Raw genomic sequence first — 16,926 nt, 5'->3', positions numbered from 1 at the left:
ATTCATTTTTTCTTGACGGTATTTTTTCATAGCAGTATAATAACTCTTGTTGAAATTTTTCAGAAAAGGAAAGAAAATGTTTACAAAACTAAAATATACCTTTATTGGTCGTCCCCTTAAGTCCTTAACTGAAGGCGAGGGAGGACTACTTGGAAAAACACAGGCACTTGCAATGCTTTCAAGTGATGCCCTATCTTCTATCGCTTATGGACCTGAACAGGTCGTTCTCGTCTTGACTAGTCTTTCTCCGCTTGCTATCTGGTGGAGTCTCCCTATTGGCATTTTTGTCCTCTTACTATTAGCTAGCCTGACCATTTCTTATAGACAAATCATCCATGCCTACCCTCAAGGTGGAGGTGCCTATATGGTTACTCGAGAAAACCTCTCCCCTGAGTTAGGTTTGATTGCTGGGGGAAGTCTGCTTGTTGACTATATGCTAACAGTAGCCGTATCAGTGGCAGCAGGCGCTGACGCTATCACTGCTGCACTTCCTGCCCTCCATCCTTACAATCTCCACATCTCCATTTTTCTAGTATGTTTGCTCATGCTTTTAAATCTAAGAGGTTTGAAGGAATCCGCAAGCTCTCTGATGATCCCAGTCTATCTCTTTATCTTTAGTACGGTCTTCCTCTTATTGTTTGGTATCTTCCAACTGTTGACAGGTTCTCTCAGCTATCATGCAACTTCTGCAATTGGTCAAACTGTCCCAAGTCTGTCAATTGTCCTAATTTTAAGAGCCTTTACCAGCGGTTCGGCCTCACTAACTGGAGTCGAAGCTATCTCAAACGCTGTTCCGTTTTTCAAAACTCCCAAAGAGAAGAACGCTGCCCAGACACTAACCATCATGTCACTTATCCTTGGATTTCTATTTGCAGGGATTACCTTCTTAAACTACTGGATGGGGATTACACCTCAACACGGAGAAACAATCCTCTCACAAATGGCTAAAGGGATTTTAGGGGATTCAGCTCTCGGTCAGATTGTCTATTATCTCTTCCAATTCTCAACTGCCCTAATTCTAGCCGTTGCTGCAAATACTGGTTTTTCTGCCTTTCCAATGTTGGCTTACAATATGGCTAAGAACAAGTACATGCCCCATCTCTTTATGGAAAAGGGAGACCGCCTGGGTTATTCAAACGGTATTTTAACCTTAGCTTTTGGTGCTATAATCCTTCTGCTTATTTTCAACGGAAATACAGAACGCTTGATTCCTCTCTACACTATCGGAGTTTTTGTTCCTTTTGCCCTTTCTCAAACAGGCATGATTCGCCACTGGAAAAAAGAAAAAGGCTCTCATTTCTTAAAATCTGCCTTTGCAAATATCCTCGGTGCCATCATTTGTTACGCCATCGTTCTTATTCTACTCCTCTTCAGGCTTGGAGATATCTGGCCATTCTTCCCAATTATCCTGGTCCTAACCTTCCTCTTTTTGTCCATCCACAGTCATTACCAAAAAGTGGCGAAACAACTTCGACTTTATGAAGGAATTCAAAAGAAAACCTACGACGGCAATGTCGTCCTTGTCTTAGTGGGAAATGTTACCCGAGTCAGTGTTGGAGCGATTAATTACGCTCAAAGCATCGGAGATGAAGTTTTGGCCATGCACATTTCCACCAAGGAAACTGAGGAAAAAGACCAAGAAATCCTCCAAGAATTTGCCGACTACTTCCCAAATATCACTCTAAAAAACATTAATACCAGCTATCGCGATATCATCACACCTACAGTTCGATATGTTCGAAAAATCTCTCAAGAAGCCAAGAAAAAGAACTACACAGTTACAGTTCTAGTACCCCAATTTATTCCTAACAAACCTTGGCAAAATATCCTCCACAATCAAATGAGCCTTAAATTAAAATATGCTCTCAGATGGCACGAAGATGTCGTCGTTGCTAGCTACTCTTATCATTTGAAAGAATAAAGAAAAGCTCAAAATCAGAGAAAGCACCTCCTGATTTTGAGCTTTTTCTATATGTGATTTTTTCAAGACGTCTTGTAAAATGTTTATTCTCAATCAATAACTTTAGAAAATTCTATCTTTTAGATAAAAGAAAAATCAGTAGGCTCGAGTTCCTACTGACTTCTTTGTTTCATTTGTTTGGATTATGCAGCCAAAACTTTGCGTCCTTTACGACGACGAGCTGCCAATACGCGACGACCGTTTTTAGTTGACATACGGTTACGGAATCCGTGTTTGCGCGCACGACGAAGTTTACTTGGTTGATAAGTACGTTTCACGATGAATACCTCCTCATAGATTTTGTATTCGTTTAGCCGGCTATAAAGTGATCAGTTACTAAACATACTTTACTATTCTATCTGATTCTTACGTATTTGTCAATAGCTCTGACAAATGTTTCCAGCTTTTTTGCTATGAAAGCCTTATCTACGATACTGCTTCAAGAAGCGAGTCATTTTTTCCTGTATTTGGGCCAACTCATCGACACGTGGTAGATAAACGATACGGAAGTGATCTGGTTCTTTCCAGTTAAAACCACGTCCATGTACCAAAAGCACTTTTTCTTGTTTCAAGAAATTAAGGACAAATTGTTCATCGTCATCGATACGGTACATATTGCGGTCGATTTTAGGGAAGATATAAAGACCCGCTTTTGGCTTAACCGCTGATAAACCAGGGATATCTTGAATAGCATTATAAATAAAGTTTCTTTGTTCATAGATACGACCACCAGGAAGAAGCAACTCATCCACTGACTGGTGACCACCTAGTGACGTTTGAACTACCTGCTGGGCAAGCACATTCGAACAAAGTCGCATGTTTGAAAGCATGTTGAGACCTTCAATGTAGCCCTTTACATGATGTTTAGGTCCAGACAAGACCATCCAACCAACACGGAACCCAGCGATACGGTGAGATTTAGACAGACCATTCATGCTGACACAGAAAAGGTCTGGAGCCAAACTTGCGACTGGTGTGTGGACATTGCCATCCATAACCATACGGTCGTAAATTTCATCCGCAAAGATAATCAAGTCATTTTGACGAGCAATCTCGATGATATCTAGTAAGAGTTCTTTAGGATAGAGAGCCCCCGTTGGGTTATTCGGATTGATCAAAACAATAGCCTTGGTATTTGAACTAATCTTAGACTTGATATCATCTAGGTCTGGATACCATTCCGCTTCTTCATCACAGACGTAGTGAACGGCATTTCCCCCAGCCAAGCTGACAGCAGCAGTCCAAAGTGGATAATCAGGCATAGGAACCAAGACTTCATCGCCGTTGTCCAAGAGACCTTGCATAGACATAACGATTAGCTCACTAACCCCATTTCCAAGGTAGATATCATCAATATCCACATTGGGGAATTTCTTTAGTTGGCAATACTGCATGATGGCCTTACGAGCTGAAAAGATACCTTTTGAATCTGAATAGCCTTCACTATCACGGGCATTCATAATCAAGTCATGAATCACCTCATCTGGTGCTGTAAAGCCAAACTCAGCTGGGTTCCCTGTATTCAAACGAAGAATTTTTTCTCCATTTGCGCGCATGCGCATAGCTTCTTCCAAAACTGGACCACGGATATCATAAGCCACATGCTCTAATTTTATTGATTTGTTAAATTCTTTCATTCGAGTTCCTCTATTCATCAGGATAGTTAATATTATACCACTCCAAAACGAAATCGTAAATTTCTCAGTACTATTCCACAAAAAAACCTTGCTTAACGCAAGGTAACAGGACAAATCCGATTTCTTTCTATTTTTGGAGAAGAAAGAGTAGATATACTTCTCTAAAAAGCTGGACAAATTGGACCAAAATCTTTGTAGAGAAACTCTGGTGATCGAAAACAAAGTCATTGTAAGGGATGGTAACTGCATGAACAAAAGAATTTCTGCTTCTATTCAGCAAAACGCAAAGAAAAAATAAGTAGACTGACCAACATTAGGAATAATGTTAGACTAAGCCGAGTCTAGTTGTAAAAATACCATCTCACTAACTTATTTCCTTGCCCTGTCAATTCATATTATACACTAAAATATTTGCATTTTCAAACAAGCATACATATAAAAAGAGCTTAATATTTAAGCTCTTTTTATATGTATGCTATTTCGCAATTTCTGCCAACATTTTCTCAATGTGTTGGATGGATTTTTCACGTCCAAGCAAGTAGATGGTATCTGGCAATTCAGGACCATGCATTTCACCTGAAACGGCGATACGGATTGGCATGAAGAGATTTTTCCCCTTGATACCAGTTTCCTTTTGGACTGCTTTGATTTGTGGGAAGATATTTTCTACCACAAACTCATCGTCTGACATGGCTTCGAGTTTGGCTTTAAAGGCTTCAAGTACAGTCGGAACAGTTTCACCAGCCATGACTTCTCGCTCAGCTTCTGTCAATTCTGGGAAGTCTGAGAAGAAAAGGTCTGTCAATGGAACAATTTCGTCCACTGACTTCATTTGTGGTTTGTAGAGCTCTACCAATTTCTCAGCCTTGTCTGTCAAACGTCCCGCTTCTTCGAGGAATGGTTTGGCCATTTCAAAGATAGTCTCAAGATCCGCATTCTTAATGTACTCATTGCTCATCCAGTCCATTTTCTTCTGGTCGAAGGCTGCTGGAGACTTGCTGAGACGGTTTTCATCAAAGAGGTTAATGAGTTCTTGACGAGAGAAGATTTCGTCTTCTCCACCAGGATTCCATCCAAGAAGGGCGATGAAGTTAAAGACTGCTTCTGGAAGGTACCCTTTCTTACGGTAATCTTCGATAAATTGAAGAGTGTTGGTGTCGCGTTTAGACAACTTCTTACCAGTTTCAGAGTTGATGATTAAGGTCATGTGACCGAATTCTGGTGCTTCCCATCCAAGTGCTTCATAGACCATGAGCTGTTTTGGTGTATTGGCAATGTGGTCATCTCCACGGATAACGTGAGAAATTTGCATGTCGTGGTCATCAATGACAACGGCAAAATTGTAAGTTGGGTAACCATCTTTCTTTTGGATAACCCAGTCCCCACCGATATTGCCACCTTCAAATTCGATATTACCTTTGACCATATCATGCCACTTGTAAATACCAGACTCATTAACAGCCAAACGAACCGTTGGGATGATGCCTGCCGCTTCACGTTCAGCGATATAAGCTGCTTTTTCTTCTTCGCTCATGCCAAGGTATTCGTTAATGTAACGAGGTGTTTCACCTGCTGCTTCTTGACGTTCACGTTCTGCTGCTAATTCTTCTTCTGTAACGTAAGATTTGTAGGCTTTTCCTTCAGCTAAGAGTTGGTCGATATATTTTTGATAGAGTTCCAAACGCTCAGACTGGCGGTAGTTTTCATGAGTCTCTGGACTTTCATCCCAGTCCATGCCTAACCAACGAAGGTTTTCAAGCTGTGAACGTTCTCCGTCTTCGACATGACGTTTGCGGTCAGTATCTTCGATACGGATGATAAAAATTCCACCATGGTGGCGTGCATACAAATAGTTAAACAATGCTGTACGGGCATTCCCGATGTGTAATAGTCCTGTTGGACTTGGTGCATAACGCACACGAATATCTTTTGACATATCTTCTCCTATAAAGTCTCTAGGCATCTGCCTTTTCGCTCTCTATATTATATCACAAGTCTCGCTAGAGTCCAATTTCTCTTCTCGAGAAAAAGCAAAAAGAGTGGTAAAACCACTCTTTTTTATTCTATTATAGACGAGCGTTGAGTTCTGCTCCAAGTTCTTCAAATCCTGGTTTACCAAGAAGGGCAAACATATTTTTCTTGTAGGCTTCAACACCTGGTTGGTCAAATGGGTTGATAGCATTCAAGTAACCTGAAAGGGCGATGGCCAATTCGAAGAAGTAGATGGCATAACCAAGAGTGAAGGCGTCTTGTTCAGGAAGAGTTACGTACATGTTTGGCACGTCACCATCTGTGTGGGCAAGAAGAACACCGTCAGTTGCTTTTTTGTTCACGAAGTCAACATCTTTTCCTTGAAGGTATCCAAGTCCGTCAAGGTCTTCTTCCAAAGTAGGGATAATCACGTTCTTACGTGGTTTGTCAACACGGACAACTGTTTCAAACATGATACGAGTTCCTTCTTGGATAAATTGACCCAATGAGTGCAAGTCTGTTGAGAAGTTAGCTGAAGTAGGGTAGATCCCTTTTTGGTCTTTCCCTTCTGACTCACCAGCCAATTGTTTCCACCATTCTGAGAAGTATTGAAGGGATGGCTCGTAGTTGACCAAGATTTCAGTTGCATAACCTTTACGGTAAAGGATGTTACGAACAGCTGCATATTGGTAAGCTTCGTTTTCAGAGATTTTATCTGAAGTATAGTCTTTACGAGCTGCGTTAGCACCTTCCATAAGGGCTTTGATGTCTGCACCTGATGCAGCGATTGGAAGCAATCCAACTGCAGTCAAGACTGAGAAACGTCCACCAATGTCATCTGGAACAACAAATGTTTCCCAACCGTTAGCATCTGCTTCAACCTTAACAGCACCTTTTTGGCGATCAGTTGTTGCGTAGATACGTTTGTTAGCTTCTTCTTGACCGTATTTCTTAACCAAAAGTTCTTTGAAGACACGGAAAGCGATAGCTGGTTCAGTTGTTGTTCCTGATTTAGAAATCACGTTTACTGAGAAGTCTTTATCTGAAACGTACTCTACCAAGTCAGCAAGGTAAGTAGATGAGATTGAGTTTCCAGCGTAAAGGATTTGTGGTGCTTTACGTTCTTCTTTTGTTTGCAAGTTTGCAAAGTGGTGGTTCAAGAAGTCAATGGCAGCTTTTGCCCCAAGGTATGATCCACCGATACCGATAACCACCAAAACATCGCTGTCTGATTTGATTTGTTCAGCAGCTTTCAAGATGCGGTCAAATTCTTCACGGTCGTAGTTTTCAGGAAGGTCCAACCAACCCAAGAAGTCGCTCCCAGCACCAGTTCCTTTACGGATTAATTCGTCTGCTGCTGTAACTTGTGCTTGCATGTACTCCACTTCATGTGGTGCAACAAATTTGTCTAATACTTTTGAATAATCAAATTTAATATGTGACATAGTATTCCTCCAAAATTTCTTCTTTTCTATCATAACGCTTACTAACAATTTTTTCAAGTTTTTATACTAAAAATTTCCAATTTTTATCACAATTCAAACGTTTGCGTAAAAACACGATTCTATAAAGATTCGTAAATAATGAATAAAAAAACGACTAAGATTCTAGTCGTTATAATTCATTCAATAAATACTCAAATAATTCTAAGTTGCCATCTTCTTCATTGACCAAGAATTCTGGATGCCACTGGAGACCAATAATACGGTGTTCATCGATAGATTCGATTGCCTCAATCGTTTGGTCGCGAGGATCTACTGCTGTTACGCGAAAATTAGGTGCCAAGTCTTTAATGCTCTGACGATGCACTGAGTTAACCTGACTTTCTTTACCAAATAATTTAGACACTACACTGCCATCCACTGTCTCAATAGAATGTGAAGTTCCAAAAGGTAGACCTTGCCAATGACCTTCAATATCCTGATTGAGTGTCCCACCAAAGGCAACATTGACAAGCTGAACGCCACGGCAAATGGCTAAGATTGGCTTGTTCTGACGCAAGGCTTCTTGTAGAAGAGCTAGCTCAAACTCGTCGCGAGTTAGGTTATAGTCATCGCTATCAATTATTTTTTCCTCACCATAAAACTGAGGATGGACATTTTGCCCTCCAGTCAAGATAAGCTTGTCTATCATTTCTACATAGTCGTGCACAACTGACTCATCACCAACCGGAATGACCAAAGGAAGTCCGCCAACCTGACGAATACTCTCAGCAAATTTACAAGAGACTGATGAATGAATATTTTTTCCTTCTGCGTCTACAGGACATAGGTTTGCCGCTACTCCAACAACTGTTCTTGCCATCACTGATTTCCTTTCCTTTTCTATTGATAATCTTATCTTATCATCCTTGCCCACTCCTGTCTAATATGTATTTTTTAAGTCCGTGATAAAATTTTTTTATCAGAAAAAGTTGCCCAAAATTAGGACAACTTTTTTGCTTATACTCAATGAAAATCAAAGAGCAAACTAGGAAGCTAGTCGCAGGTTGCTCAAAACACAGTTTTGAGGTTGTGGATAGAACTGACGAAGTCAGTAACACATATACGGCAAGGGGACGCCGACGTGGTTTGAAGAGATGTTCGAAGAGTATTATTCAAAGACAAATTGATTATGGTACAGTTCGGAGTAAAAGCCTCCAAGCTTGAGTAATTCGTGATGATTTCCTTGTTCGATAACCTCACCATCCTTAAGGACAATAATCTGATCGGCATTGAGAATAGTTTTCAAGCGATGGGCAATCACAAAACTAGTTCTTCCTGCTACAATTGCCTCCATGGCATTTTGAATCTTGTTCTCTGTTACAGTATCCACGTTTGATGTTGCCTCATCCAAAATTAAGACCTGGGGATCTGTCATCAAGGTACGAGCAATAGAAATCAACTGCTTCTGACCGGTTGAGAATACGCTCTGATCATCATTAATCAGAGTATCATACTTTTCTGGCAGGCTTTCGATATATTCATGGATGTGTGTAGCCTTAGCTGCTGCTTCGACCATTTCTTGACTAGCATCAGGGACACCAAAGCGAATATTGTCACGAATAGTTCCGCTAAACAAAACAGAATCCTGTAGAACAATTCCCACCTTGCTTCGCAAACTATCCAAATCAAATTCTCGGATATCTCTGCCATCAAAGCTGATACTACCTGCATCCACATCATAAAAACGATTGATTAAGTTCATGATGGTCGTTTTTCCTGACCCTGTTGGACCAACAACCGCAATCATTTTCCCTTTTTGAGCTGAAATGCTAACATCTTTCAAAATGGGTTTTCCTGGCAGGTAGGAGAAGTCCACGTTACGAATCTCCACACCTTCTTTTAATTCGTTAACGACTGGAGCATCTTGAGGACGAATTTCTTCTTCTGCATCAAACATTTCTTGGATACGTTCTGCACCTGTAAAGGCCAGTTGCAAACTTCCCCAGCTCGCTGCCAATTGGATAATGGGTTGGTAATATTGCTGAGAAAACTGGGTAAACATGACAATCAAACCCAGAGCAGTTGCTGTCTCGATGTTCTGATCATTCAGTAAGACAGCTGAACCGACAAAAATAACAATAGCTGTATTGACCAAGCTCATTCCGTTCATGACAGGAAAGAGAATTCCTGAAAACATTCTTCCCTTAAAGGTTGCTTTTCGAACACGCTCGTTTTGCTCGACAAAACCAGCGATTACATCTTCTTGAATGCCTTGAACAATAACGGCTTTCTGACCCGAAATACTCTCATCCATATAAGCATTGAGCTTCCCAACTTCCTTTTGTTGGAGGTTGGTGTATTTTCTTGCCAATTTTAAAATGACAATCAACATGATGACAGCTATCGGAGTGCTAGCAATCGTAATCAAAGCCAAGGTCACATTTTTTGCGAACATGACAATCAGCAAGCCAATATAAAGGGCAATATTGGTCATCACAGACACCAGACTTTCGTTGAAAGCCTGTAGAATGTTATCCAAATCACTGGTAAAACGCGACAGGATATCACCATCTTGATGGCGGTCAAAGAAGGAAACCGTCAAGCGAGAAAGCTTGCCAAAAAGTCCCTTACGCATCTCATTTGTCGATTCGGCAATAATACGGCTCATCAAAACCATATAGATAAGACTCGACACCACGAGCACAATCAAAATATAAGCAAGATTAATCAAGAGTCCTAATAGACTTTGCCAAACCATATCTGGATTTCCGTGTTGATAAGCTATAACCAAATTAGCCAGTTCTGTGACTGTTTGACCTGCAAATACTGGAAAGAGGGCTTGTGCAATCGTTGCAATGATAATCATAGCAATAACAACGACAAAGGATATCTTATAAACTTTAAAATAGTTCCAAAAGAATTCAAATGTCTTCATCCTACTCCTCCTTTCCTTTTTGCGTCTCGTAAATTTCACGATAAACTGGGTTTGATGCAACCAAGTCAGCATGCTTACCTTGACCAATCAAGCGACCTTGGTCAAGCACTAAAATTTTATCCGCATGCACAACAGAGCTAATCTTTTGCGCGATGATAATCGTAGTCGTCCCCTTCAAATCCTTGTTAAGGGCTTCTTGTACCAAACGTTCTGATTTAGCATCAAGGGCGGAGGTTGAATCATCAAAAATCAATATCTTAGGATTGCTGACAATCCCACGCGCAATAGACATCCTTTGTTTTTGTCCACCAGAAAAGTTGGTCCCACGTTCTTCAACCGGACTCTCAAAGGCCAAGTCCATGCGGCTAATAAATTCACTAGCTTGGGCGATACGAGCTGCACGTTCCAGTTCTGAAACTGTCGCATCTCCCTTTCCTTGTCTGAGATTATCTGCGATAGTACCACTAAAGAGAATAGCTCTTTGTAAGACGATCGAAACTGTCTTGCGAAGCGTCCCTTCGCTAACTGTACGAATATCCTTTCCACCAATTTTGATAGAGCCTTTCTGGGGATCAAACAGTCGTGGAATCAACTGAGCCAAGGTCGATTTGCCTGCACCGGTTGCACCGACAACCCCAACCATCTCGCCAGGCGCGATATCAAAGGAAACATCTTTTAGGATAGGCTCCTCATCATTTGGATAGGTGAAGGTTACATGTTCAAAGCTGAGACTTCCTTCCAATTCTTCATCTTTCACATCCGCAAAGGTCATAGCCGGCTCTGTATCAAGGATTTCACGGATACGACGGAGGGAAATCATGGCACGAGTGACTGAATTCCCTAAAAATCCAACCATGACGATAGTAAAGATAATCTGACTCAGGTAGTTTACAAAGGAAGCAATGGAGCCAACAACTGATGGATCTGACTCTGCCATACCGGCTACAAGCCAGATTGAAAGGAAGACAGCCCCATATGAAATCAGCATCATGACAGGTTGAACGATAGAAAAGGCGTAACCGATATAAAGGTTTTCTCCTAGCAATTCATCTGACACTTGCGTAAACTTAGCAAACTGATCTTTTTCTAGAACAAAAGACTTAACTACGCGCACACCACGTAAATTTTCTTTAGCAATGGCATTAATACGCTCTAGCAAGGTCTGGAATTTTGCAAATCGAGGCCCCATCATTCCCATCATAAGACCTGTCATGGCGACGATCAAAACGACCATAAGAACCAGCACCCACCACAAAGAAGGCAGGGTAGCAATGGCTAATATAAAGGAACCAATAAATAAAATCGGTAGTCGAAAGAGGATTTGGAAGGTCATCATAACGACGTTTTGAATCTGATTGATATCGTTAGTCATACGCACAACTAGGTTCCCTGCATTAAACTTCTCAATATTGGCGTATGAAAAAGTTTGAATCTTACGAAAGGCATCTTCACGTAAGTCAGACGAAACTCCTTGAGCAATGTAAGCTGCTAACACTACATTGATCCCACCTGCAACCAAACCAATCAAGGCAACAAGAATTAACCAAAAACCGATAGTATAAATAGCTTCATGATCACCTGTTAGTAGGGCCTCTAAAACCTCCTGCAAATAACGTGGTTGCAAGAGCGAACTCGTTACCATTAGACCTGTCATGACCAAGGAAGCTAGCGCCTGCCATTTATAGGCTTTTATTTTCTGAAGCAGCATATTTCCCCCTTATAAGATAGACAAAAGGGAACGACAGCTCTGTCAGTCCCTTCTTATGCTTTCATGTTGATGCTATTCTAACAAAAAAGAATGCTATTGTCAAAGCACTCAGCTATCAGAAGCTTGTGCAATCATGACATTAGCATTCTATTAATCCTTTAAAAATTTTTCTAATTTAGTACTGAACGTTATTGTTCTGAACTATCTTGTTCGTCTAGTTGAGCTCGTCCAATTTCACGGTAACTACGATCCCCAACAACCTGGACTGAGAACTGACCATCTTCATACTCGATGATCGTCACACTTCCATTATCAAGACCATGCGGATGCATTCCGTTAATTAAATAAACAATGGTTCCAATAGTCATTCCATGGCTGACTACCAGGGCATTCCCTCCCCCATTAGCTTCCATTTCCTTAGCAATGGCTTCAAAGCCTTCCCAAATACGACCACTTAGTTTTTCCCAGCCTTCAGCCCAGCCTGCTGTATCCACTTCTACCAATCCTTCAGCTAGCTCCGCATAGGACAAACGATGCACATGATCGACATTAAAAATACGAGGAATGATGCCCATAAATAGGTCCCCATCATAAGCACCATCAAAGCTACCAAAGCACCACTCACGGATTCGCTTATCCATACGATAAGGAATTTGTCCTGTCAAACCTAGTTCCTCAAGGATAATGCCCATAGTCTGGATGGTACGGCCTGAGTCACTCGAATAAGCACGCTCAAACATTAAACCAGACTCACGCAAACCAATTCCCAACTCATGAATGCCTCGTTCACCTTCAGCTGTTAAGGGAGTATCACTCCAACCTTGAGCACGCCCAATCGTATTAAACATTGTTTTCCCATGACGCACTAGATACAATTTTACACTTGCCATTTTTGGTCCTCCATATGTATCTATTATAGCATGATTTCAGGTAAAAACCTCGGCCAAACTATTCTGTACCATTCCTATCAGGGGCTAATTGGGGAGACATCGTCGTCTCTTTTTTAACCGGTCCTTCTTTTTTCTCCTCACTTCCTTCTTTGGACTTATTTTCTGTCTTCTTCGTCTTTTCGACAATCTTTTTCGAAGATGGAAAGTGAAATTCAAATTGATGTTTTCCAGTATCGACAGTCGTTGTAAATCCCTTTTCGTCACTACGATAACTTGCCTTCCCTAGATCAAATGACTGCTGACCACTATCAGAACTAGCTTTTTCATAGGTTCTCTTAGCCATCGCATAAGCCACAAGCTTCTCTTTATTTAAGGCGTAATCCTGATGATGAGCTACTTGCCGATTCAGATAAAACTGCAACAAGAGACTAAAAATTCCAGCAATAGTAATCGCGTAAAGAAGAACTCCTGCTCTAACTTTTTTCTTTTTCCACACGGTAGACAAACTCCCTCTCTAGCCCTTTTTCAAACTGAAAATGAAAATGTAACTCCTGCCCTTTTTCTTGAATGCGAGCAGATTTCAGACTGTAGACCATAGGCTGGTATCCTCGGCCACTGGCATCTGTTTTCCGGAAATCATTTGTCCTTGATTTACCCATGGAAATAGATTTACCTTCCTGTTTGAGATAAAGTCTATCATTCTCCACTTTTTCAAATTGCGCTCGATTCAACTCCGCTTCCAGCTGATCCACAAATAAAAGCCATTCTTTTTGCTCACTTCTCTGCTGATAGCGAACTTCTGAAACCAAGAGTTGACTCATAGCTTGAAAGAGGAGCAAGCTACCACTAATAACGAGAAGGACAACCAAGGATTCTAAAAGTGTAAAAGCTCTGACACTACTTGTCTTGAATCGCCAGTATTTTTTCAGTTCCATGATACACCTCCAACCCCTTCTCACTTGAGACGATATCAACTCTAACTCCGTTGACAGTCAACTGCTTTTGTCCAGTCTGCAACGCCATACGAGCCACTCGCAAAACTTCTTCCTGTTTTAGAAGTTCTACTTCTCTTTTTCTACTTTCTTGAATTTGTCCCAGCAAGAGGGTGGCTATACTGGCAAAAATGGCTAGTGAAATCACTGCTTCCAGTAAAATAATCGCCTTAATTTTTTGCTTCTTGAATACGTTTAATCTTTCCATTTCCTAGATATAGTTGGTAGCGAACCACTTCTTTCCTTGTTTGAAATCTCACGCTAGCTAGAGACGAATTCCCTCCAGCCTTATCAAAGGTAATTGACTGATTAGACTGCAATTGAATGCCTTTAGGGATGGCTAATTTCTGATAGCCATTCCCAATACTTCTCTCTTCTAGCATTAAGTTCATCTTTTGCTGACTAGCCAGACTTCGCTTCTGGGTTTCTCGATAAAGCTCCTCAAACTCCATAAAGAAAATTTGCTCTTCCACAGCTACAAAAGTTGATTGAACTGAACTTGACAAACCCAAGGCTAACAGGCTGACTATTCCTAAGACCAATAAACTTTCTAGCATGGTAAAGGCCCTAATCTGCAACTGACTGACTCTTATTTTGCTTGGCATGATACTCTTTATAGGCTTTTACTTGCTCAGCAGTAATGCGTCCATCTGCCTGTAATTTACCTAGACTAGCATCTTCATTTTTATCCAGACTATAGAGTTCAGCCTGACTTTCTACCACCTTGACAACAGCTGCTTTCCCCTTATCATTGACTGCATCCTTTTGCTTAGTTAAGTTTGGCACAAACAGTAAGAGTAGGACGCTAATGATAAGCAACACCACTAACATTTCAATCAAGGATAGTAAAATTATTTATTAAAAAACTCTTTCAGAGCAAACAAAAAAGACCGCCAGCTATTGCCAGCGGTCAAGTGTAATTAAATTCTGAAAGCCTTTCTATGCTTTATTTTTATTTTGCTGTAATGAGCCCGTCAGGCTCTACGTTGAATGCTTCTTTTTCAGCCATGCGACCGTCAGGAAGTAGCAAGTACCAGCCGTTGTTATATTTAACAAAGCAATCTGACTTCATGTCGCCATTTTTTCCATCAAGGTAATACCACTTGTCGTAGTATTTAACCCAGCCGGTTTGCATTGAACCATCACGATTGAAGTAGTACCATTTATTGTTGATTTTCCTCCAGCTCGTCACCATGTATCCATCTTCTTCAAAGTAGTACCATTTTCCGTCTGTGTGGAATACCCAGTCGGATTTCACGCAATATCCTTCGGCATTGAAGTAGAACCATGATTTGTTTTCCTCGATGTACTCAAATTCACTCTTAGGATAAGAGCCGTTTGCTCGAGCGTACCAATCGCCTTTTTCATCCGACTGCCATCCTTTTTTAGGTTTTTCAGGCTGAGCGTTTGGATTGGTCAGGCGGTAAATGTAGTAGTAAGGGCGTCCAGCGTATACCCAGATGTCATCGTGGTCGTTTACTGAGATCCCATCATAGCGATAATTACAATGGATGATGTTATCACTATCAATGAAAATACCAGTATGTCCACCAGCACCAGCTGAGGATCCACGTCTGCCCCAAATGAAGACGTCTCCTCGTTTAGCATTCCATGGAGTATTTTCTGCAATTAGTTCGAAACCGTTCTTAATAAGCCAGTCGTGCATGTATTCAGTATTCACTGCCCATCCAGCTGACACGGCTCCACCGGAGCGCAAGGCGTAGTACATTGATGATGAACAATCATACGAGTCCTCACCATCTCGGTATTCCATGCTATAAGACACTCGACCTTTTCGAGCATACATCCATGCAATAGCATTTTCAATTTTAATTCCCATTTATTATGTTTCCTTTCATCATTTTGGAGGAAGATTAGTAGGCCATTGCTCATCAGTCAAGTAACAAATTGCACTGACACGAATATCACCGATATCGGCGTTAGTAGGGACAGGGTCCTCAAATTGAAATCTAAGCTGATTTCCGTCACCGTCTCCTCCAAGATACCAAGTTCCATATCTTCTTCCTTTATCATTATAGATTTCACCAATCAAGCTAAATTTCGAGCGAAATCCTGGAGGAACGCCTCCTAAACCGAGAATAAATACATTTCGGTCTCTGTCGGACGGTTGAGGGACGTATCCTGGACCTCCTCTACGAACTACACCAAACCATCCCCAAGACAGCCCTCCAAATTGATACATCACCATATTATTGACACGACGTACCTTTAAATAAGAGTTTCCTAATTTAGATGATATTGTTAAGGAGCGCCAACCTGTGTCGCCGACCATAACCTCCCATCCACGAGGACCGTCATCTTTTCTCTTAATCCATTTAAGAGCTTCGTTTGTAACGGCCATGTCGACATAGGTAGTTCCGACAGGAGCATTGACCTTTCCTTCAGGTGAACCATTTCCACGAAGTTCATATTCCCTTGTCGGTCCAGCCGACGCAGTTGTAGACGACTGACTTGGTAGCGTCACGCTTCCCCCACCGTCCGACAAGGTTAAAGTCGTTCCGGTCAAGATTAATTTTTGAGGAATACCGACACCATCGCGACCATTTTCGCCTTTTGGACCAGTTAAACCAATAGGGCCTTGCGGTCCAGCCGGTCCAGCTTGTCCGATTGGTCCTTGTTCCCCACGGTCACCCTTTGGTCCAGGTTGTCCATCCTGCCCACGTTCTCCTTGGATACCTTGTAACCCGTCTGCCCCTCTTGGACCAGTATCGCCTTGTGGACCACGTTCACCATCTGCTCCTTTAGGACCAATCGGCCCTGGTTCTCCCTTGTCGCCTTTTGGTCCAGGAGTCAGAGAAATGTTCCGCAGCTCGTCCTTAGTAGCGAATTGACTTGTATCGATTTCAGGCTTAGCTTCTAACGCTGCCAAACGTTTAATGACCTCTGAATTATCGTTTACAGCATTCCCGGCGTGAACAGTCTTGAGGATTTCTTCCAGCTCTGTCCTGGTAACAATGCTCTCGATATCTACGACACGGCCTGTCTTCTGCTCGATTACAGGCGCAGTCTTAGACTTATCAAGCTCACTAACTCGGACATTGAACTGGAAGCTATATACGTCTGCTGATTCCTCTACCTTTTCAAAATAGATGTAACCTACAACAGGCTCATCAATCGTAATCAACGAGGTATCAAACTTGATCGTGAAGGTATTCTCTTCGATTGTCGCTTTGACAGTTGAGTACCGTTTTGAACGCTTGAAATAGAATAAGCAGATAACCTTGTTAGCATCTAGATTATCAATCGTGAACTTGAATTCAGCGATATTCTTGTCCATACTGAAGACTTCTTTGTAGAGTCTATCCACATCTCTATTATTCGATGTGATTTCAAGCTTCTTTTCGATGACTTTTTTCAAGTTTTACTCCTTTCTTAAAAATAGTAAAAA

16 protein-coding genes are annotated in these 16,926 nt (G+C 41.4%); 1 reads left to right on the top strand and 15 read right to left on the bottom strand.

The window, feature by feature from the left end; genetic code table 11:
- Positions 1–76: 76 nt before the first annotated feature.
- The gene (locus tag ACXYSM_RS00510; protein WP_458633967.1) at positions 77–1,921 is read left to right on the top strand and encodes an APC family permease; all 1,845 of its coding nucleotides are present in this window, start codon (positions 77–79) and stop codon (positions 1,919–1,921) included.
- A gap of 182 nt (positions 1,922–2,103) precedes the next feature.
- Here the strand turns inward: ACXYSM_RS00510 and rpmH are convergent, their stop codons facing one another.
- From rpmH to ACXYSM_RS00435, 15 genes are all read right to left on the bottom strand, one after another.
- The gene (rpmH, locus tag ACXYSM_RS00505; protein ID WP_000831905.1) at positions 2,104–2,238 is read right to left on the bottom strand and encodes a 50S ribosomal protein L34; all 135 of its coding nucleotides are present in this window, start codon (positions 2,236–2,238) and stop codon (positions 2,104–2,106) included.
- A 144-nt stretch (positions 2,239–2,382) separates the two neighbouring features.
- The gene (locus tag ACXYSM_RS00500; RefSeq protein ID WP_004251584.1) at positions 2,383–3,597 is read right to left on the bottom strand and encodes a pyridoxal phosphate-dependent aminotransferase; all 1,215 of its coding nucleotides are present in this window, start codon (positions 3,595–3,597) and stop codon (positions 2,383–2,385) included.
- 475 nt (positions 3,598–4,072) lie between these two features.
- Positions 4,073–5,533, bottom strand: a complete 1,461-nt coding sequence (gltX, locus tag ACXYSM_RS00495; protein WP_458633966.1) for a glutamate--tRNA ligase — start codon at positions 5,531–5,533, stop codon at positions 4,073–4,075.
- Positions 5,534–5,663: 130 nt separating this feature from the next.
- A complete protein-coding gene (locus ACXYSM_RS00490) occupies positions 5,664–7,013 on the bottom strand; it encodes a glucose-6-phosphate isomerase (protein WP_458633965.1) in 1,350 nt (449 codons plus the stop codon).
- A 169-nt stretch (positions 7,014–7,182) separates the two neighbouring features.
- Positions 7,183–7,872, bottom strand: a complete 690-nt coding sequence (locus tag ACXYSM_RS00485; protein WP_458633964.1) for a gamma-glutamyl-gamma-aminobutyrate hydrolase family protein — start codon at positions 7,870–7,872, stop codon at positions 7,183–7,185.
- Between the two features lie 288 nt (positions 7,873–8,160).
- Complete coding sequence (locus ACXYSM_RS00480; protein ID WP_458633963.1) at positions 8,161–9,927, bottom strand: ABC transporter ATP-binding protein; 1,767 nt, start codon at positions 9,925–9,927, stop codon at positions 8,161–8,163.
- 1 nt (position 9,928) lies between these two features.
- Positions 9,929–11,635: an ABC transporter ATP-binding protein gene (locus tag ACXYSM_RS00475; protein ID WP_458633962.1), complete on the bottom strand. Its 1,707-nt coding sequence runs from the start codon at positions 11,633–11,635 to the stop codon at positions 9,929–9,931.
- 188 nt (positions 11,636–11,823) lie between these two features.
- Positions 11,824–12,525, bottom strand: coding sequence for a histidine phosphatase family protein (locus tag ACXYSM_RS00470; protein WP_458633961.1), 702 nt, complete (start codon positions 12,523–12,525; stop codon positions 11,824–11,826).
- Positions 12,526–12,583: 58 nt separating this feature from the next.
- On the bottom strand, positions 12,584–13,021 hold the full coding sequence (gene comGG / locus ACXYSM_RS00465) for a competence type IV pilus minor pilin ComGG (protein WP_458633960.1): 438 nt from the start codon (positions 13,019–13,021) through the stop codon (positions 12,584–12,586).
- Positions 12,999–13,460 carry a competence type IV pilus minor pilin ComGF gene (gene comGF, locus ACXYSM_RS00460; protein ID WP_458633959.1) on the bottom strand — a complete coding sequence of 154 codons (462 nt, stop codon included), beginning with the start codon at positions 13,458–13,460 and terminating at the stop codon, positions 12,999–13,001. Before comGF ends, comGG begins: the two co-directional genes overlap by 23 nt.
- Positions 13,423–13,725: a competence type IV pilus minor pilin ComGE gene (gene comGE / locus ACXYSM_RS00455; protein ID WP_458633958.1), complete on the bottom strand. Its 303-nt coding sequence runs from the start codon at positions 13,723–13,725 to the stop codon at positions 13,423–13,425. Before comGE ends, comGF begins: the two co-directional genes overlap by 38 nt.
- Positions 13,688–14,122 (bottom strand): competence type IV pilus minor pilin ComGD, encoded by a 435-nt coding sequence (comGD, locus tag ACXYSM_RS00450; RefSeq protein ID WP_458633957.1) that lies wholly within the window; start codon positions 14,120–14,122, stop codon positions 13,688–13,690. Before comGD ends, comGE begins: the two co-directional genes overlap by 38 nt.
- On the bottom strand, positions 14,085–14,348 hold the full coding sequence (gene comGC, locus ACXYSM_RS00445) for a competence type IV pilus major pilin ComGC (RefSeq protein ID WP_458634689.1): 264 nt from the start codon (positions 14,346–14,348) through the stop codon (positions 14,085–14,087). The genes comGD and comGC overlap by 38 nt, the downstream gene beginning before the upstream one ends.
- 121 nt (positions 14,349–14,469) lie before the next feature.
- Positions 14,470–15,357 carry a peptidoglycan amidohydrolase family protein gene (locus ACXYSM_RS00440; protein WP_458633956.1) on the bottom strand — a complete coding sequence of 296 codons (888 nt, stop codon included), beginning with the start codon at positions 15,355–15,357 and terminating at the stop codon, positions 14,470–14,472.
- Between the two features lie 18 nt (positions 15,358–15,375).
- A complete protein-coding gene (locus tag ACXYSM_RS00435; RefSeq protein ID WP_458633955.1) occupies positions 15,376–16,896 on the bottom strand; it encodes a collagen-like domain-containing protein in 1,521 nt (506 codons plus the stop codon).
- Positions 16,897–16,926 lie beyond the last annotated feature (30 nt).

This window comes from Streptococcus sp. V940, assembly GCF_054353495.1.
The sequence above is the reverse complement of the archived record's forward strand: the minus strand, read 5'-3'. Positions and strand labels throughout refer to the sequence as shown.

Coding starts and splice junctions, on each gene's coding strand:
- ACXYSM_RS00440 (WP_458633956.1), bottom strand. CDS start 15,357: ATGGGAATTAAAATTGAAAATGCTATTGCATGGATGTATGCTCGAAAA.
- ACXYSM_RS00490 (WP_458633965.1), bottom strand. CDS start 7,013: ATGTCACATATTAAATTTGATTATTCAAAAGTATTAGACAAATTTGTT.
- ACXYSM_RS00475 (WP_458633962.1), bottom strand. CDS start 11,635: ATGCTGCTTCAGAAAATAAAAGCCTATAAATGGCAGGCGCTAGCTTCC.
- ACXYSM_RS00500 (WP_004251584.1), bottom strand. CDS start 3,597: ATGAAAGAATTTAACAAATCAATAAAATTAGAGCATGTGGCTTATGAT.
- comGD (WP_458633957.1), bottom strand. CDS start 14,122: ATGCCAAGCAAAATAAGAGTCAGTCAGTTGCAGATTAGGGCCTTTACC.
- ACXYSM_RS00485 (WP_458633964.1), bottom strand. CDS start 7,872: ATGGCAAGAACAGTTGTTGGAGTAGCGGCAAACCTATGTCCTGTAGAC.
- gltX (WP_458633966.1), bottom strand. CDS start 5,533: ATGTCAAAAGATATTCGTGTGCGTTATGCACCAAGTCCAACAGGACTA.
- comGF (WP_458633959.1), bottom strand. CDS start 13,460: ATGGAACTGAAAAAATACTGGCGATTCAAGACAAGTAGTGTCAGAGCT.
- ACXYSM_RS00510 (WP_458633967.1), top strand. CDS start 77: ATGTTTACAAAACTAAAATATACCTTTATTGGTCGTCCCCTTAAGTCC.
- ACXYSM_RS00480 (WP_458633963.1), bottom strand. CDS start 9,927: ATGAAGACATTTGAATTCTTTTGGAACTATTTTAAAGTTTATAAGATA.
- comGE (WP_458633958.1), bottom strand. CDS start 13,725: ATGGAAAGATTAAACGTATTCAAGAAGCAAAAAATTAAGGCGATTATT.
- ACXYSM_RS00470 (WP_458633961.1), bottom strand. CDS start 12,525: ATGGCAAGTGTAAAATTGTATCTAGTGCGTCATGGGAAAACAATGTTT.
- comGC (WP_458634689.1), bottom strand. CDS start 14,348: ATGTTAGTGGTGTTGCTTATCATTAGCGTCCTACTCTTACTGTTTGTG.